At 62.4% G+C, this 14,516-nt stretch carries 14 protein-coding genes; 10 read left to right on the top strand and 4 right to left on the bottom strand.

The annotated features are described in order from the left end of the window. The first annotated feature begins 47 nt into the window (after positions 1–47). The 6 genes from rpiA to ACEN2R_RS13510 all read left to right on the top strand — a co-directional run bounded on the left by rpiA (position 48) and on the right by ACEN2R_RS13510 (position 6,136). Positions 48–836, top strand: a complete 789-nt coding sequence (gene rpiA, locus ACEN2R_RS13535; protein WP_442043061.1) for a ribose-5-phosphate isomerase RpiA — start codon at positions 48–50, stop codon at positions 834–836. Between the two features lie 8 nt (positions 837–844). Continuing rightward, complete coding sequence (gene gor, locus ACEN2R_RS13530) at positions 845–2,200, top strand: glutathione-disulfide reductase (protein WP_442043059.1); 1,356 nt, start codon at positions 845–847, stop codon at positions 2,198–2,200. Between the two features lie 88 nt (positions 2,201–2,288). Continuing rightward, on the top strand, positions 2,289–3,428 hold the full coding sequence (gene hflK, locus ACEN2R_RS13525; protein ID WP_442043057.1) for an FtsH protease activity modulator HflK: 1,140 nt from the start codon (positions 2,289–2,291) through the stop codon (positions 3,426–3,428). After that, complete coding sequence (hflC, locus tag ACEN2R_RS13520) at positions 3,428–4,303, top strand: protease modulator HflC (protein WP_442043055.1); 876 nt, start codon at positions 3,428–3,430, stop codon at positions 4,301–4,303. Before hflK ends, hflC begins: the two co-directional genes overlap by 1 nt. Beyond that, positions 4,300–4,494, top strand: coding sequence for a DUF2065 domain-containing protein (locus ACEN2R_RS13515; RefSeq protein ID WP_442043053.1), 195 nt, complete (start codon positions 4,300–4,302; stop codon positions 4,492–4,494). Before hflC ends, ACEN2R_RS13515 begins: the two co-directional genes overlap by 4 nt. 136 nt (positions 4,495–4,630) lie before the next feature. Next, the gene (locus tag ACEN2R_RS13510; protein WP_442043051.1) at positions 4,631–6,136 is read left to right on the top strand and encodes a Do family serine endopeptidase; all 1,506 of its coding nucleotides are present in this window, start codon (positions 4,631–4,633) and stop codon (positions 6,134–6,136) included. Between the two features lie 78 nt (positions 6,137–6,214). Here the strand turns inward: ACEN2R_RS13510 and ACEN2R_RS13505 are convergent, their stop codons facing one another. Then, complete coding sequence (locus ACEN2R_RS13505; RefSeq protein WP_442043049.1) at positions 6,215–6,754, bottom strand: peptidoglycan-binding domain-containing protein; 540 nt, start codon at positions 6,752–6,754, stop codon at positions 6,215–6,217. Positions 6,755–7,033: 279 nt separating this feature from the next. Between ACEN2R_RS13505 and ACEN2R_RS13500 the strand changes: the two genes are divergently transcribed. Beyond that, complete coding sequence (locus ACEN2R_RS13500) at positions 7,034–7,357, top strand: 2Fe-2S iron-sulfur cluster-binding protein (protein WP_442043047.1); 324 nt, start codon at positions 7,034–7,036, stop codon at positions 7,355–7,357. Then, positions 7,354–8,064, top strand: coding sequence for an FG-GAP repeat domain-containing protein (locus tag ACEN2R_RS13495; protein WP_442043045.1), 711 nt, complete (start codon positions 7,354–7,356; stop codon positions 8,062–8,064). The genes ACEN2R_RS13500 and ACEN2R_RS13495 overlap by 4 nt, the downstream gene beginning before the upstream one ends. Before the next feature lie 101 nt (positions 8,065–8,165). On the opposite strand, the gene purD is transcribed toward ACEN2R_RS13495, so the two are convergent. Next, on the bottom strand, positions 8,166–9,428 hold the full coding sequence (purD, locus tag ACEN2R_RS13490) for a phosphoribosylamine--glycine ligase (RefSeq protein WP_442043044.1): 1,263 nt from the start codon (positions 9,426–9,428) through the stop codon (positions 8,166–8,168). Positions 9,429–9,500: 72 nt separating this feature from the next. Between purD and xseA the strand changes: the two genes are divergently transcribed. Continuing rightward, positions 9,501–10,988, top strand: coding sequence for an exodeoxyribonuclease VII large subunit (xseA, locus tag ACEN2R_RS13485; RefSeq protein ID WP_442043043.1), 1,488 nt, complete (start codon positions 9,501–9,503; stop codon positions 10,986–10,988). Positions 10,989–11,073: 85 nt separating this feature from the next. Here xseA and ACEN2R_RS13480 read toward each other — a convergent pair whose 3' ends face one another. Together ACEN2R_RS13480 and ACEN2R_RS13475 are read right to left on the bottom strand one after the other, a co-directional pair. Beyond that, entirely contained in the window at positions 11,074–11,481 is a 408-nt protein-coding gene (locus ACEN2R_RS13480) for a hypothetical protein (protein ID WP_442043042.1), read from the bottom strand. A 79-nt stretch (positions 11,482–11,560) separates the two neighbouring features. Next, the gene (locus ACEN2R_RS13475; RefSeq protein WP_442043040.1) at positions 11,561–12,637 is read right to left on the bottom strand and encodes an alkane 1-monooxygenase; all 1,077 of its coding nucleotides are present in this window, start codon (positions 12,635–12,637) and stop codon (positions 11,561–11,563) included. A gap of 189 nt (positions 12,638–12,826) precedes the next feature. Between ACEN2R_RS13475 and ACEN2R_RS13470 the strand changes: the two genes are divergently transcribed. After that, positions 12,827–14,512, top strand: a complete 1,686-nt coding sequence (locus ACEN2R_RS13470) for an NAD(P)H-dependent oxidoreductase subunit E (RefSeq protein WP_442043038.1) — start codon at positions 12,827–12,829, stop codon at positions 14,510–14,512. Positions 14,513–14,516: the final 4 nt, after the last annotated feature.

Raw genomic sequence — 14,516 nt, 5'->3', positions numbered from 1 at the left:
TGCCCATCTTTCCTATAACCGCGCATGAACAAAACGGAGTCGCTGCCATGACCGGAGAACTATCCCCCATAGACAAGGCCAAATTCGTGGCCGCCAAACGCGCGTGCGAATATGTCGAGGACGGCATGCGGGTGGGGCTTGGAACCGGATCGACCGCCGCATGGATGGTGCGCTGTCTGGGCGAGATGGTGCGTCAGGACGGCTTGAAGATCACCGGTGTTCCGACCTCCAGCCGCACCGCCGATCTGGCGCGGTCCGTGGGCATAAAGGTGATCAGTCTGGACGAGGCCAAATGGCTGGACGTCACCATCGACGGTGCCGACGAATATGACGCCGACCTGAACCTGATCAAAGGCGGCGGCGGTGCGCTGTTGCAGGAAAAGATCGTGGCGACCGCATCGGACCAGATGATCGTGATCGCCGATATCACCAAGCAGGTCGAGGCGCTGGGCGCCTTCCCGCTGCCCATCGAGGTGATCCCCTTCGGCTGGCAGACAACCAAGGCGCTGGTCGAGGAAACTCTGATCTCGATGGATGTGCTGGGGCGCACCAGCACCCTGCGCCTGAATCAGGACACGCCCTTCATCACCGACGAGGGCAACTATATCCTTGATCTGCATCTGCACCGCATCGGCAACCCGCGGCAATTGTCGCTGGTGTTGAACCAGATCCCCGGCATCGTCGAAAACGGCCTGTTCATCGACATCTGCGATGCGGTCGTGATCGGCTATGGCGACGGTCGGGTCGAGGTGCGCGATATCAACGCGGGCACCGTGGAATCAGAGCGGATCGACTTTCTCGATACCGACAACCTGTTCTCGGACATGACCGACTAGGAGAGTCCATGACCTTTGATTTCGACCTTTTTGTCATCGGTGGCGGCTCTGGCGGGGTGCGGGCCGCGCGGGTGGCTGCGGCGACCGGCGCGCGTGTCGCCTTGGCCGAGGAATACCGTATGGGCGGCACCTGCGTCATTCGTGGGTGCGTTCCGAAAAAGCTGATGGTTTTTGCATCGGGCTACCGCGAGATGTTCGCGGATGCCCGCGCCTATGGCTGGGATGTGCCGGACGGTGTCTTTGACTGGGCGCAGTTCCGCACAAAGCTGCATGCCGAACTTGACCGGCTTGAAGGCGTCTATCGCAACCTGTTGAAAAATTCGGACGTCACCGTCTATGACGCCCGCGCGACGCTGGACGATCCGCATACGGTGCGACTGTCCACCGGAGACGTCGTGACGGCCAAGCATATTCTGGTGGCCACAGGGGGCCAGCCCTTCTTGCCCGACATGGAGGGGGCCGAACATGCGATCTCGTCCAACGAGGTTTTCCAACTGGAAACGTTGCCAAAATCCATCCTGATTGTCGGTGGCGGGTATATCGCCTGCGAATTTGCCTGTATCCTGAACGGGATGGGCGTTGCGGTGACGCAGCTTTATCGCGGGGCGCAGATTTTGCGTGGCTTCGACGAAGAGGCGCGGGGGCATATCGCCGAACTGATGCGCGAACAGGGCATTGATCTGCATGTCGGCACCAATGTGCTCGAGATTGACAAAACCGCCGACGGGGTTTGGGTAAAGGACACCAACGGCGTCGCGAAAACCTATGATCAGGTCATGTTCGCCACCGGTCGCACGCCTAATACGGCGGGTCTGGGGCTGGAGGCGCTGGGCGTCGCACTGGGCCGCGGCGGCGAGATCGTCGTGGACGACTACAGCCAGACCGCCGTTCCGTCGATCTATGCGGTGGGCGATGTGACCGACCGGATCAACCTGACGCCTGTGGCGATCCGCGAGGGCATGGCCTTTGTCGAGACGGTGTTCAAAGGCAACCCCACCAAGCCCGACTACGAGTTGGTGGCGAATGCGGTGTTCACCCGCCCCGAGCTTGGCTCTGTCGGGCTTACCGAGGAGGCAGCCCGCGATCTGGAACCGATCGAGGTCTATTGCACATCCTTCCGCGCGATGCAGTCCGCCTTTGCAGGGCGTGACGACCGCGTGATGATGAAACTTGTTGTCAGCCAGAAGACCCGCAAGGTTCTTGGCTGTCATATCGTCGCGGACCATGCTGGCGAATTGATCCAGTTGGTCGCAATCGCGCTTAAGATGGGCGCCACGAAAGAAGACTTCGACCGCACCGTTGCGGTGCATCCGACGATGTCGGAAGAGCTGGTCACGATGAAAACACCGGTGCGCGCTGGATGAAAACTCTGGGGTGTGGCGCTTGAATTCTGAAGATTTACGACCAGTTAGGAATGGAAGTCTCGATTGGGAAAGAAGGGAACTAACCTGAATGGCTAGCAATAACGGCGGACCTTGGGGCGGAGGCGGATCCAATGGCGGCGACGACGGTGATAAAAACCGTGGCGGTCGCAGGCCCGGAAACGACGGTCCGCAGATACCCGAGATCGAACAAATCATGAAAAAGGGCCAAGAGCAGTTGCGCGTCCTGATGGGCGGGCGCGGTGGCGGGTCCGGCAACGGCGGTCAGGGCGGCGGCGGGTTGCCCAAAATGACACGCGGCACCGTGGGCCTTGGTCTTTTGGCGGTGGTGTCGGTCTGGGCGTTCGCATCGTTCTACCGCGTTGATACATCCGAGCAATCGGTCGAACTGTTCCTCGGAAAATTCCATAATGTCGGCCAGGAAGGTCTGAACTTTGCCCCTTGGCCGGTTGTCACCAAAGAGGTGCTGTCGGTTACGACCGAGCGGGTCGAGCAGATCGGCGTCGGGCGTGGCTCGCGGAGCGACGAAGGTCTTATGCTGACGGGTGACGAGAACATCGTCGACATCGACTTTCAGGTCGTCTGGAATATCCGGGATCCACAGGAATTCCTGTTCAACCTGCGTGACCCGCAGGAAACAGTCCGCGCCGTTGCAGAATCCGCCATGCGCGAGATTATCGCGCAATCCGAACTTGCGCCTGTCCTGAACCGGGATCGCGCGTCTATCGCGGTGCGCCTCAAGGAACTGGTTCAGTCGACGCTGGACAGCTACGACAGTGGCGTGAACATCGTCCGCGTCAACTTTGACAAGGCTGATCCGCCGCGTGAAGTGATCGACAGCTTCCGCGAAGTGCAGGCGGCAGAGCAGCAGCGCGACCGGCTTGAAAAGCTGGCCGACGCCTATGCGAACCAGGCGCTTGCGGGTGCCCGCGGTGAAGCAGCACAGGTGCTGGAAGAGGCCGAAGGCTATCGCGCACAGGTCGTGAACGAGGCCGAAGGCGAGGCGAGCCGTTTCAGTGCGGTTCTTGCCGAATACCAGAAAGCCCCGGACGTGACGCGCACGCGGCTTTATCTGGAAACGATGGAAAAAGTGCTTGGCGGCGTCGACAAGATCATTCTTGACGACAACGTCGGCGGTCAGAATGGTGTTCTGCCCTATCTGCCGCTGAATGAACTGCGCCGCACACCGGCCGCGGGAGGGACCAACTGATGAAACTAGCAACCTACGGCCTTCCCGCCCTTGTCATCGCCGCGGCTGCGATCCTGTCTTCGGTGTTTATCGTGGACGAACGTGAAAAGGCGCTTGTGCTTCAATTCGGCGAGGTGATTTCCGTCAAGGAAACGCCGGGCTTTTATTTCAAGATCCCGTTGATCCAGGAGGTCGTTCGCTATGACGACCGCATCCTGTCCATCGACACCGATGCGATCGAGGTCACACCGCTGGACGACCGTCGTCTTGTGGTCGATGCCTTCGCCCGTTACCGGATCGCCGACCCTGTGCGGTTCCGTCAGGCTGTCGGCGGGGCCGGTGCACGCGCCGCGGAAATCCGTCTGACCGACATCTTGCTGGCGCAGATGCGTGAAACATTGGGCGGTGTCACCTCGAACGACATCCTGTCCGAAGATCGCGCGGCCCTGATGGCCCTAATCCGCGATGCGGCCCGTCTTCAGGCAGAGAAAATCGGTCTGACCGTGGTTGACGTGCGGCTGAAGCGCAGCGACCTGCCAGAGCAGAACCTCGAAGCCACATTCGCACGGATGCGGGCAGAGCGGGAACGCGAGGCCGCCGACGAGATCGCACGCGGCGAAGAGGCGGCGCAACGTGTCCGCGCCCAGGCCGACCGGACCGTGGTCGAGCTTGTCTCGGACGCAAAGCGTCAGGCGGAAATCACCCGAGGCGAGGCCGATGGGCGCCGCACCGGCATCTATGCCGCTGCCTATGGTGCCGATGCAGAGTTCTTCGAATTCTACCGCTCGTTGTCAGCCTACGAGGAGGCGCTGAAAGGCTCCAACTCGACCATGGTGATGTCGCCGGATTCAGACTTCTTCAACTATCTGAAGTCATCGACCAGCGCCGATAAATGAGCTGGATCATCCTTGCAATAGGATGTGTCTGTTTAGTCGAGGGGCTGGTGCTTGCACTGGCCCCTTCGCGTATCGAGGATATTCTGGCCGCCCTGCGCGACATGCCCGTCGAGGCGCGCCGCCTGATCGGCCTGATCGCAATTGTGGCCGGCGCGGCACTCGTTTCGCTTGCACGCTGGATGATCCCCTGAAACACTCTGCCCAAACGGGTGCCTGAGCCGCCAAAGTCACGCGCATGTGACGCGCCGAGACCGGCTTTGTGTTGCAATCCGGGCCCGTCGTTCGAAATATAAGAAAAGCGCTAACGACATTTCGCCGTGTCGCGCCATGCCGACCAAGAAGGAGTTCGCAGTGAGACCTCAGGCAATTTCCGTTCCCGTCCAGCACGCCAATTCAGCGCCCGCGCGGGCGATGCTTTTCTTTGTTCTGGGCCTTATGCTGCTGATGGCCCAGACGATGGTGGCCCATGCGCGCGGCGCCCCAGAAAGCTTTGCCGATCTGGCCGAAAAGGTCAGCCCGTCGGTTGTGAATATCACCACATCAACGACCGTCGCCGCCTCGACCGGTCCTGGCCCGATTGTTCCCGAAGGCTCTCCGTTCGAGGACTTCTTCAGGGACTTCATGGACCGACAGCAGGGCGGAAACGGTGGCCCAAATCGTGCCCCGCGCCGCAGTCAGGCCCTTGGGTCCGGGTTTGTGGTGTCCGAGGATGGCTACATCGTTACGAATAACCATGTGATCGAAGGTGCCGACGCGATCGAGATCGAATTCTTCTCGGGCAAGTCACTGCCTGCCAAGGTGATCGGGACCGATCCGAACACTGACATCGCGCTTTTGAAAGTCGAAAGCGACGAGCCGCTGCCGTTTGTTCCGTTCGGGGACAGCGACGTGATGCGAGTCGGTGACTGGGTTATGGCCATGGGCAACCCGCTGGGGCAGGGTTTTTCGGTTTCTGCCGGTATCGTGTCTGCCCGCGGCCGTGCGCTGTCAGGCACCTATGACGATTACATCCAGACCGACGCCGCGATCAACCGCGGCAATTCGGGCGGGCCGCTGTTCAACATGGACGGTGGCGTGGTCGGCGTGAACACCGCGATCCTGTCGCCCAACGGCGGGTCGATCGGTATCGGCTTCTCGATGTCGTCGGCGATTGTGACAAAGGTTGTGGACCAGTTGAAAGAGTTCGGCGAAACCCGCCGTGGCTGGTTGGGCGTCCGCATTCAGGACGTCACCCCCGATGTCGCCGAGGCGATGGGGCTGGCCGAAGCCAAAGGCGCGCTGGTGACGGACGTGCCGGATGGCCCCGGCAAGGAGGCGGGCATCCTGTCGGGTGACGTGATCACCTCGTTCGATGGCGGCAACGTCTCTGACACCCGTGAACTGGTCCGCCGCGTCGGCAGTTCGCCCGTCGGCAAGGCCGTGCGCGTTGTCGTCAACCGCGACGGCAAGACGCAGACGCTGATGGTCACGCTTGGCCGCCGCGAAACCGCCGAGGCATCGCCTGTTCCGGCCTCTGTCAAAGCGCCGGAGCCTGTGGAAAAGACCGTGCTTGGCCTGACCGTGGCAGAGATGTCGGACGAGTTGCGCACGCAACTGAACCTGCCGGTCGGGGCGTCTGGTCTGGTTGTGGGCAATGTCGACGAAACGAGCGAAGCCTTCGAGAAAGGCCTGCGCGCCGGTGACGTGATCACCGAAGCGGGCCAGCAAAAGGTCGTCACGGTTTCTGATCTGGACAAGCGTATCGCCGAATCCAAAGAGGCTGGCCGCAAGTCCCTGCTGCTTCTGGTCCGCCGCGACGGCGACCCGCGTTTTGTCGCGCTGACCGTCGAATAATAAACCTGTCGATACAAAGACAAAGGGCGCCCCGGTGGCGCCCTTTTTCGTCTGCGGTCCATTGGCGGGATCATGCGGCTATAAATCGCTCCTTTCGTAAGCAACCAGCCCCAACAGCCGCGCGCCCTCCAGCGACAGGATACCGCTGTTCGGCCCGCCTTCGGCCATCTGGAACGCCCGCACCGCGCGCTGGGTGCGACCGTCGTAGGTGCCGTTGATCTCGCCCGCGAACAGGCCCCGTGCAGACAGCGCCCGTTGCAGCGAGGCGGTGAATTCCGTGTCGACCAGATCGGGGCAGGGGGTCTGGAACAACACAACCGCCCTTTCCTGCACGATCTGCTGGGTGGTTTCGGTGCGATAGGTCGCGGGGCTAAGGATCTTGCCGGCGGCATCCTGCGTTGCGGGGTCGACCTGCACCTGATGGGTGACGGTTTCCAGTACGGCAGGGGTGATGTCGCGGCCCCAGCAGCTGCCCGGTTCGGCGCCGGGGGGCGGCGGAACCTGACTGCTGCGCACAAGGTTGAACCCGTTGTCGGGCGCAGAGGCATTGCCCTGCACCATACCGCAGGCATTCAACGACAGGCCCCCAAGGCCCACAAGAAATGCAATTCGGATCATCACTGCTTTTGCCAATATGCGGGGTCTTTTGCCCCCTTTGGCGCATCATAGCGTTTTTTACACCCGCGCGACAGCGCTAAGGTTGGCCGCGCACCTGACCTGACTCCGGTCAGCGAGACAGCGAGGGGGCGCGTGCATGGGGTCCAATACGCGGAAACGAAAGCAGAACATTTGTAATTTAACGCAAGCGTGACCAGCGCGTGTCGCAAAACGGGCTGGCAAGGCCAGATCGCCTTGTCTAAACAAGGCTGAACAATTTTGACGACCAAGGGGACCTCAATGGCCAAGATCACGTATATCGAACACGGCGGCAAACAGCATATCGTCGACGTTGCCAACGGCATGACCGTGATGGAAGGCGCCCGTGACAACAACATTCCCGGCATCGAGGCCGATTGCGGTGGTGCCTGCGCCTGCTCGACCTGCCATGTCTATGTCGATGCCGCTTGGGCCGACAAGCTGCCCGCCAAGGACGCGATGGAAGAGGATATGCTGGATTTCGCCTATCAGCCCGACCCCGCCCGTTCGCGCCTGACCTGCCAACTGAAGGTCACCGACGCGCTGGACGGTCTGATCGTGCAGATGCCCGAAAAACAGATATGATGCGGCGGGTGCTGGCGGCACTGGCCCTCGGCACTGTTTCGACACTGGGGGGCGGCTATGCTCGGGCCGATATAGCCATTGCCCGCTATGCCGATCCCACACTGCGCTATGATCATGGCATCCTTGGCGATGCGATAGAGCATGGCACGCTGGAACTGGTCTTGACCGATGGCCGCACCCTGCGGCTTGTGCTGCCTGAAAGCTTTGTGTTCGAGGATACCGCCCCCCGCCTTGCGGATCTGGACGGTGACGGCGCGCCAGAGGTGGTCGTGGTGGAAACCGATATTGCCCGTGGCGCACGTCTTGCCGTCTATGACGAAGGCGGGCGTGTTGCCGCAACCCCCGCCATCGGTCGGACCCACCGCTGGCTTGCGCCGATCGGCATAAGCGACCTTGACGGCGACGGCCGGACGGAAATCGCCTACATCGACCGCCCGCATCTGGCGCGGTTGTTGATGGTTTGGCGGCTCATAGGCGGAAAGCTGGTGCAGGCTGCGCAATCCGGCGGGCTGACCAATCACCGCATCGGCGACAGTTACATCACCGGCGGCATTGCCGATTGCGACGGCCCTGCGATGATCACCGTCAGCGCGGATTGGTCGCGTGTGATCGCCACGCGGTTTCAGGGGGGCAGACTGACGTCAAAAGACCTGCGCCCTTATACTGGAAAAGCCTCTGCCGATCCGGCCAGAGGCTGCGCGCCCTGAGCCCCACTTTGTTCTCTAAATACTCACGTCGCAACAGTCCGGACCGAAGCGCCCTGAGTATTTTTAGAACAAAGTAGCAGCAAGAGTGGACTGCGCGTTGATCAAAGCGCCCGCCAGCCGATGTCGCGGCGGCAAAAGCCGTCTGGCCAGTCGATCCGGTCCACCAGTGCATAGGCGCGCGCCTGTGCCTCTGCCAGACTGGCACCCCGCGCGGTAACGTTCAGAACCCGCCCGCCGGTCGCCGAGATCTTGCCTTCGGCCTCTGTCGTGCCTGCGTGGAATACGATTTCCATGCTGGTTTCCGGCAAACCGTCCAAGCCGTTGATCACGCTTCCCTTGCTGTAGGGTCCGGGGTAGCCTTTTGCGGCCATCACCACGGTCAGCGCATGGTCGTCGGCCCAGTTCACCCGCGCATCCGCCAGCCGCCCTTCGGCGCAGGCCAGCAGCAGATCCAGCACCTGCGCGCCTAACCGCATCATCAGGACCTGACATTCCGGATCGCCGAACCGCGCATTGTATTCCACCAGACGCGGCTGGCCGTCCTTGATCATGAAACCCGCGTAAAGCACCCCCTGATATGGCATCCCGCGTCTTGCCATTTCGGCCACGGTGGGGCGGATGATCTGGTCCAGCGCCTTTTGCGCGATCTCGTCGGTCAGGACCGGCGCGGGGGAATAGGCCCCCATGCCGCCGGTGTTGGGGCCCAGATCACCGTCAAAGACCCGCTTGTGGTCTTGCGCCGTGCCGATCGGCAGAATGTCGGCGCCATCGCATAGGATAAAGTAAGAGGCTTCCTCTCCCTCCATGAACTCCTCGATCACGACTTCGGTCCCGGCCGCGCCAAAGGCCCCGCCGAAAATCTCGTCCACGCCGTTCAGCGCCTCGTCCAGCGTCATGGCGACGATCACGCCCTTGCCTGCGGCCAGTCCGTCGGCCTTGATCACAATCGGCGCACCCTGCGCCCGAATGTAGTCCTTGGCCGCCCCGGCATCGACAAACCGCGCATAGGCCGCCGTCGGGGCCGCGCAGGCATCGCAGATCTCTTTGGTGAACGCCTTGGACGCCTCAAGCTGAGCGGCCAGTTGCGAGGGGCCGAATGTCAGAATGCCCGCAGCCCGCAACCGGTCGGCGACGCCGGCGGCCAGGGGGGCCTCGGGGCCGATCACGACAAAATCAACGGCGTTTTCCTCGGCGAAGGTGACGACATAACTGCCGTCATTGATGTCGAAATCCGCACATTCCGCGATGGCGGCGATCCCTGCATTGCCGGGGGCCACGATCAGCCGGTCGCATTTCGGGTTCTGCTTGATCGCCCATGCAAGGCTGTGTTCGCGCCCGCCGCTGCCTAAAATCAGGATATTCATTTCGTCGCCCCCGCTTGGCCTTGGATTGCGGGCGTTCTAAGGTGCATCAACGCCCATGACAAGCGAGGCCAGATGTCCGACCTGATCGACGACCCCTCCGGGGGGCTGAATTCACCCGAATATACCGTGTCCGAGATTTCGGGTGCGGTGAAACGTGTGATCGAGGGCGAATTCGGGCTGGTGCGGGTCCGTGGCGAGGTCGGGCGCGTGACGCGGCCCAGATCCGGCCATGTCTATCTTGACCTGAAAGACGATTCGTCCGTGCTGGCGGGGATCATGTGGAAGGGCAAGGCGGCGCAACTGCGCGTCCAGCCAGAGGAAGGGATGGAGGTTGTCGCCACCGGCAAGCTGACGACCTTCCCCGGCCAGTCGAAATACCAGATCATCATCGACGATATCCAGCCGGCCGGCATGGGCGCATTGATGATGATGCTGGAAAAACGCAAGGCGATGCTGGAGGCCGAGGGCCTGTTCGACCAAAGCCGCAAGAAACCCTTGCCCTATCTGCCCGAAATCATCGGCGTGATCACCTCGCCGACGGGGGCTGTGATCCGCGACATCCTGCACCGCCTGCGCGACCGCTTTCCCCGCAAGGTGCTGATCTGGCCCGTCGCCGTTCAGGGTGACCGCTGCGCGGCCGAGGTGGCCGCCGCAATCAGGGGGTTCAATGCCTTTACGCCGGGGGGTGCATTGCCGCGCCCCGACCTGATTATCGTCGCGCGCGGTGGCGGCTCTATCGAGGATCTTTGGGGCTTCAACGAGGAAATCGTCGCACGGGCGGCGGCGGCCAGCGATATCCCTTTGATTTCCGCTGTCGGCCACGAAACCGATACAACGCTGATCGACTTTGTCTCGGACCGTCGTGCGCCAACGCCGACGGCGGCGGCGGAACTGGCGGTGCCGGTGAGGCTGGACTTGCTGGCATGGGTGGGTGAACAGGACAGCCGGCTTGTGCGGGCCGCGCGTCGCGGCGTCGATCTGCGTGGCCAACGCCTGCGCGATCTGGCGCGCGCCTTGCCACGGGCCGAGGCGCTCTTGTCCGGTCCGGCGCAAAAGCTTGACCTTTGGGGCGAACGCCTGCGGCCGGCCCTGGGGGCGGCGACCCAGAAGAAAAAGCTGGTCCTTAGCGAAAAGGGCGGCGCGTTACGGCCCGCGCTGCTGCGCCGCGTCGTTCAGGACAAGCGCGCGCTGTTCGATCGCCGCGCCGACCGGTTGCGCCTGCCGCTGTTGCAGCGTGATCTGGAGATAAGGAAGAAAGACCTTGCCGCCGTGCTGTCGCGCCTGTCGCAGGCGGGCATAACGCAGGTCAAACGGCAAAGGGACAAGCTGGACGCGCTGGAGCGTTTGCGCCAGACCCTTGGGTATACTGAAACGCTGAAACGCGGCTATGCGGTGGTGCGCGGCGACGGCGATGTGGTGACCTCGAAAAAGGCGGCAGGGGCCGCGTCGGATCTGGAAATCCAGTTCCACGATGGGCGGATTGCGGTCGGTGCCGCCGTGAAGCCCATCAAAAAGCCGAAAGCGGGCGCTCCTGAAGCCGGGCAAGGCAGCCTGTTCTGATGGCTACTTTGTTCCCTAAATACTCACGGCGCGGCGGCGGAACCCGCGCGCCGTGAGTATTTAGGGAACAAAGTGACACAAAGGGCTAAACGCCTACGTCCGGCCCCAGGCACAGCATCGGCTCGGCGCTTTTTTCGACCTCGTACAGCGTAGTCGATGCGGGATCGTTCTCGAACGTCGCGATCAGCCCGCGCCCGCCTTTGGTGAAGGTCCAGCACTGCGGATCGGGGTTGTCCTCGTAGATAAAGCAGATCATCGCGCCTTCTGCATACCATTCCCCCTCTTTGCAATTGCCATCCAGAAAGGACCAGCGCACGCGGCGGTTCGGCAGGTATTCCTCGGCGCCGTAAGGCGTGCCACCCAGCCCGAAATACAGCGTTTTTCCAAGGGAATAGCTGTCAAATGCCTCTGCCGACAAAGGCGAATCCGCTTGCGCGGGCAGGACCAGAAACAACGAGGCAAGGGCGGCGGGGATCAGGTGCAGGATGTTCATGACCCAAGCTTGCCAGAGAACGCGGCGCCGATCCAGTGACAGCTGGGTGTCGTCCGCGTCTTTGTGCGGAAAACGGCTCTCAGTTGCCCGTGTCTGCCGCAATTGCGGGCATTCTGCCCTCGCTCCATGCGCGGGCACGCGGGGTCATCACCCGTTTCCATAGCGCCGGGTAAAGGGCGATCACCGCCATCGCGGGCAGGCTGCGCGGCAGGGTCGGCGCATCCTGCGGGCCGGGCAGATCAAGCGCCGGATAGCGTTTTGCGGGGTGGGCGTGGTGGTCGGAATGGCGCGGCGCGTTCAGCATCAGATACCCCGAGAACCAGTGTGGCGCGTTCCACGAATGCTGCGGGCCGACGGGTTCGGGTTTCCCATTGGCCAGCCGCTGCCGCATCAATCCGTAGTGCTGCACATAGTCGGATAGCATCAGCTGCGTCTGCGCATAGCCGGCCAGTGCAAGATAGGCCAACAGCCCGCCCGCCCATGCCGCAAGCCCCAGACACAGCATCGCCCCCCCGACATAGACGACATAGGGGTGACGCCAGCGCGGCGGGCGTGGTGCCTTCTGCCGCATCATTTGCGTCTCGATCTCGTATCCCGCCACAAAACTGCCGATCCAGGCGCGCGGTACGAAGCGGTAGAACGATTCGCCCAGACGCGCGGTATTGGGGTCATCCTCTGTCGCGACAAACCTGTGGTGGATGCGCGTATGGGCCGAGGTGTGATGCCCGAACAACATCGAGATATAAACCCATTTGCCCAAGCCATGCAGCCTGCGGTCGCTGCGGTGGATCAGTTCGTGCGCGTTGGAATTGCTGACCTGCCCAAAGAACAGCCCAAAGGCCACCAACACGCCCAAACGGTCCAGTCCGCCAAGGTCCGTGGCCCCCGACAAGGCCCCGACACCCAGTGCCAGCAAGGCAAAGTGGCTGACGCCCAGCGTCACCGACAGCGCATCTGCGGCGGGAAATTCCGACCCAGGCCTGCCCCGATCCGCCTTTGTGACCAGCTCGTCCAGCGCAAAGGTGAACAGCGTCATGTAAAGGCAGGCCAACCCGATCCAGACGCCCCCGAATACAGCACCCACCCCCAGCAGCGGCAGGGGGCACAGGGTTGCCACGGCAAACATCAGATGGGATCGGTCAAAATCGGCGCTCATGCGGGGAACCTATCAGGTTTACGGCCCCTGACGAGAGCTTTGGCAGCGGCAAACCGGAACACAGCGTTCCGATAGGCGACATAATGGCGCGATTCCGTGCGCTGGCACATCGGGAAAGGTCGTTTTTGATATGGTCAGCCGTTTTCGTGGCGGGGTAGGGTCGCGACAACACCGCAAAAGGGGCGCGACATGGCTTTGGACAACAAAAAGGGCGTCTGGAAATCGGGCAAGGGCAAGGGCCGCAAGACCCCCAAGGGGCGTCAGCTTGACGATACCGCCTGGGCCGAGGTCAAGACGCTGTTGGGCGACCGCCCGCTTCGCCGCGACCTTCTGATCGAGCATTTGCACCTGATTCAGGACAAATATGGCCACCTGTCTGCCGCCCATTTGCGGGCTCTGGCCGAGGAAATGCGCCTGTCGCAGGCCGAAGTTTACGAAGTCGCAAGTTTTTACGCGCATTTTGACGTGGTGAAGGAGGGTGAAACCCCGCCTCCCGCGCTGACCATCCGTGTGTGCGATTCCCTGTCGTGCGAACTGGCCGGTGCGCAGGCGTTGAAATCGGCGTTGGAATCGGGGCTTGATGCGTCCGAGGTCCGTGTGGTGCGCGCCCCCTGTATGGGGCGTTGCGATACCGCGCCGGTGCTGGAAATCGGGCACAACCACATCGACCACGCCACGCTGGACAAGGCAAAGGCGGCAATACTGGCGGGCGACACCCACGCGCATGTGCCGGCCTATCAGGACTATGCGGCCTATGTCGCGGATGGCGGGTACACCGTTCTGGCAGAGGTGAAAGCCGCTGGCGACCCGGACGCCGTGCAGGACAGGGTTCTGGCCTCGGGGCTGCGCGGTTTGGGCGGGGCCGGATTTCCGTCGGGCAAGAAATGGTCCTTTGTGCGGGCCGCCAAAGGCCCGCGTTACATGGCGGTGAATGGCGACGAGGGCGAGCCGGGCACCTTCAAGGACCGATACCATCTGGAGCGGACCCCGCATCTGTTCCTTGAGGGCATGCTGATTGCAGCCTGGGCCGTCGAGGCGGACACCGTGTTCATCTACATGCGCGATGAATATCCCGCCGTGCTGGAGATTCTGGCACGCGAAATCGCCGCGCTTGAAAATGCGGGCCTTGTCGCCAAGGGCTTCATCGACCTGCGACGCGGCGCGGGCGCCTATATCTGCGGCGAGGAATCGGCGATGATCGAGTCGATCGAGGGCAAGCGCGGCATCCCGCGCCACCGTCCTCCCTTTGTGGCGCAGGTCGGCATTTTCAACCGGCCCACGCTTGTGCATAACGTCGAGACCCTGCACTGGGTCACCCGCATTCTGCGCGAGGGTGGCGAGATCCTGTCCGGCGTCGAGAAAAACGGCCGCAAGGGGATGCGCAGCTATTCTGTCTCGGGGCGGGTGAAACAACCGGGCGTGCATCTTTTGCCCGCCGGATCGACCATCACGGATGTGATCGCGGCGGCGGGCGGAATGCTCGACGGTCACAGCTTCAAGGCGTATCAGCCGGGTGGCCCGTCCTCGGGTCTGCTGCCCGCCAGCATCAATGACGTGCCGCTGGACTTCGACACGCTGCAACCGCTTGGCACCTTCATAGGCTCTGCCGCCGTGGTCGTCCTGTCGGATCACGACAGCGCACGGGCCGCCGCACTGAACATGCTTCGTTTCTTCGAGGACGAATCCTGTGGCCAATGCACACCCTGCCGCGTCGGCTGTGAAAAGGCGGTCAAGTTGATGCAGGCCGACCGATGGGATCAACCCTTGCTGGAGGACCTGGCGACAGCAATGGCCGATGCCTCGATCTGTGGTCTGGGGCAGGCCGCGCCGAACCCGATCCGGCTGGTGATGAAACATTTCCCCGACGAGATTTGACCCC

Origin of the sequence: Pseudogemmobacter sp. W21_MBD1_M6 (genome assembly GCF_052119585.1) — a bacterium.
In the GTDB taxonomy this organism is placed as follows: domain Bacteria; phylum Pseudomonadota; class Alphaproteobacteria; order Rhodobacterales; family Rhodobacteraceae; genus JBGQOJ01.
The sequence above is the reverse complement of the archived record's forward strand: the minus strand, read 5'-3'. Positions and strand labels throughout refer to the sequence as shown.

Coding starts and splice junctions, on each gene's coding strand:
- rpiA (WP_442043061.1), top strand. CDS start 48: ATGACCGGAGAACTATCCCCCATAGACAAGGCCAAATTCGTGGCCGCC.
- gor (WP_442043059.1), top strand. CDS start 845: ATGACCTTTGATTTCGACCTTTTTGTCATCGGTGGCGGCTCTGGCGGG.
- hflK (WP_442043057.1), top strand. CDS start 2,289: ATGGCTAGCAATAACGGCGGACCTTGGGGCGGAGGCGGATCCAATGGC.
- hflC (WP_442043055.1), top strand. CDS start 3,428: ATGAAACTAGCAACCTACGGCCTTCCCGCCCTTGTCATCGCCGCGGCT.
- ACEN2R_RS13515 (WP_442043053.1), top strand. CDS start 4,300: ATGAGCTGGATCATCCTTGCAATAGGATGTGTCTGTTTAGTCGAGGGG.
- ACEN2R_RS13510 (WP_442043051.1), top strand. CDS start 4,631: ATGCCGACCAAGAAGGAGTTCGCAGTGAGACCTCAGGCAATTTCCGTT.
- ACEN2R_RS13505 (WP_442043049.1), bottom strand. CDS start 6,754: ATGATCCGAATTGCATTTCTTGTGGGCCTTGGGGGCCTGTCGTTGAAT.
- ACEN2R_RS13500 (WP_442043047.1), top strand. CDS start 7,034: ATGGCCAAGATCACGTATATCGAACACGGCGGCAAACAGCATATCGTC.
- ACEN2R_RS13495 (WP_442043045.1), top strand. CDS start 7,354: ATGATGCGGCGGGTGCTGGCGGCACTGGCCCTCGGCACTGTTTCGACA.
- purD (WP_442043044.1), bottom strand. CDS start 9,428: ATGAATATCCTGATTTTAGGCAGCGGCGGGCGCGAACACAGCCTTGCA.
- xseA (WP_442043043.1), top strand. CDS start 9,501: ATGTCCGACCTGATCGACGACCCCTCCGGGGGGCTGAATTCACCCGAA.
- ACEN2R_RS13480 (WP_442043042.1), bottom strand. CDS start 11,481: ATGAACATCCTGCACCTGATCCCCGCCGCCCTTGCCTCGTTGTTTCTG.
- ACEN2R_RS13475 (WP_442043040.1), bottom strand. CDS start 12,637: ATGAGCGCCGATTTTGACCGATCCCATCTGATGTTTGCCGTGGCAACC.
- ACEN2R_RS13470 (WP_442043038.1), top strand. CDS start 12,827: ATGGCTTTGGACAACAAAAAGGGCGTCTGGAAATCGGGCAAGGGCAAG.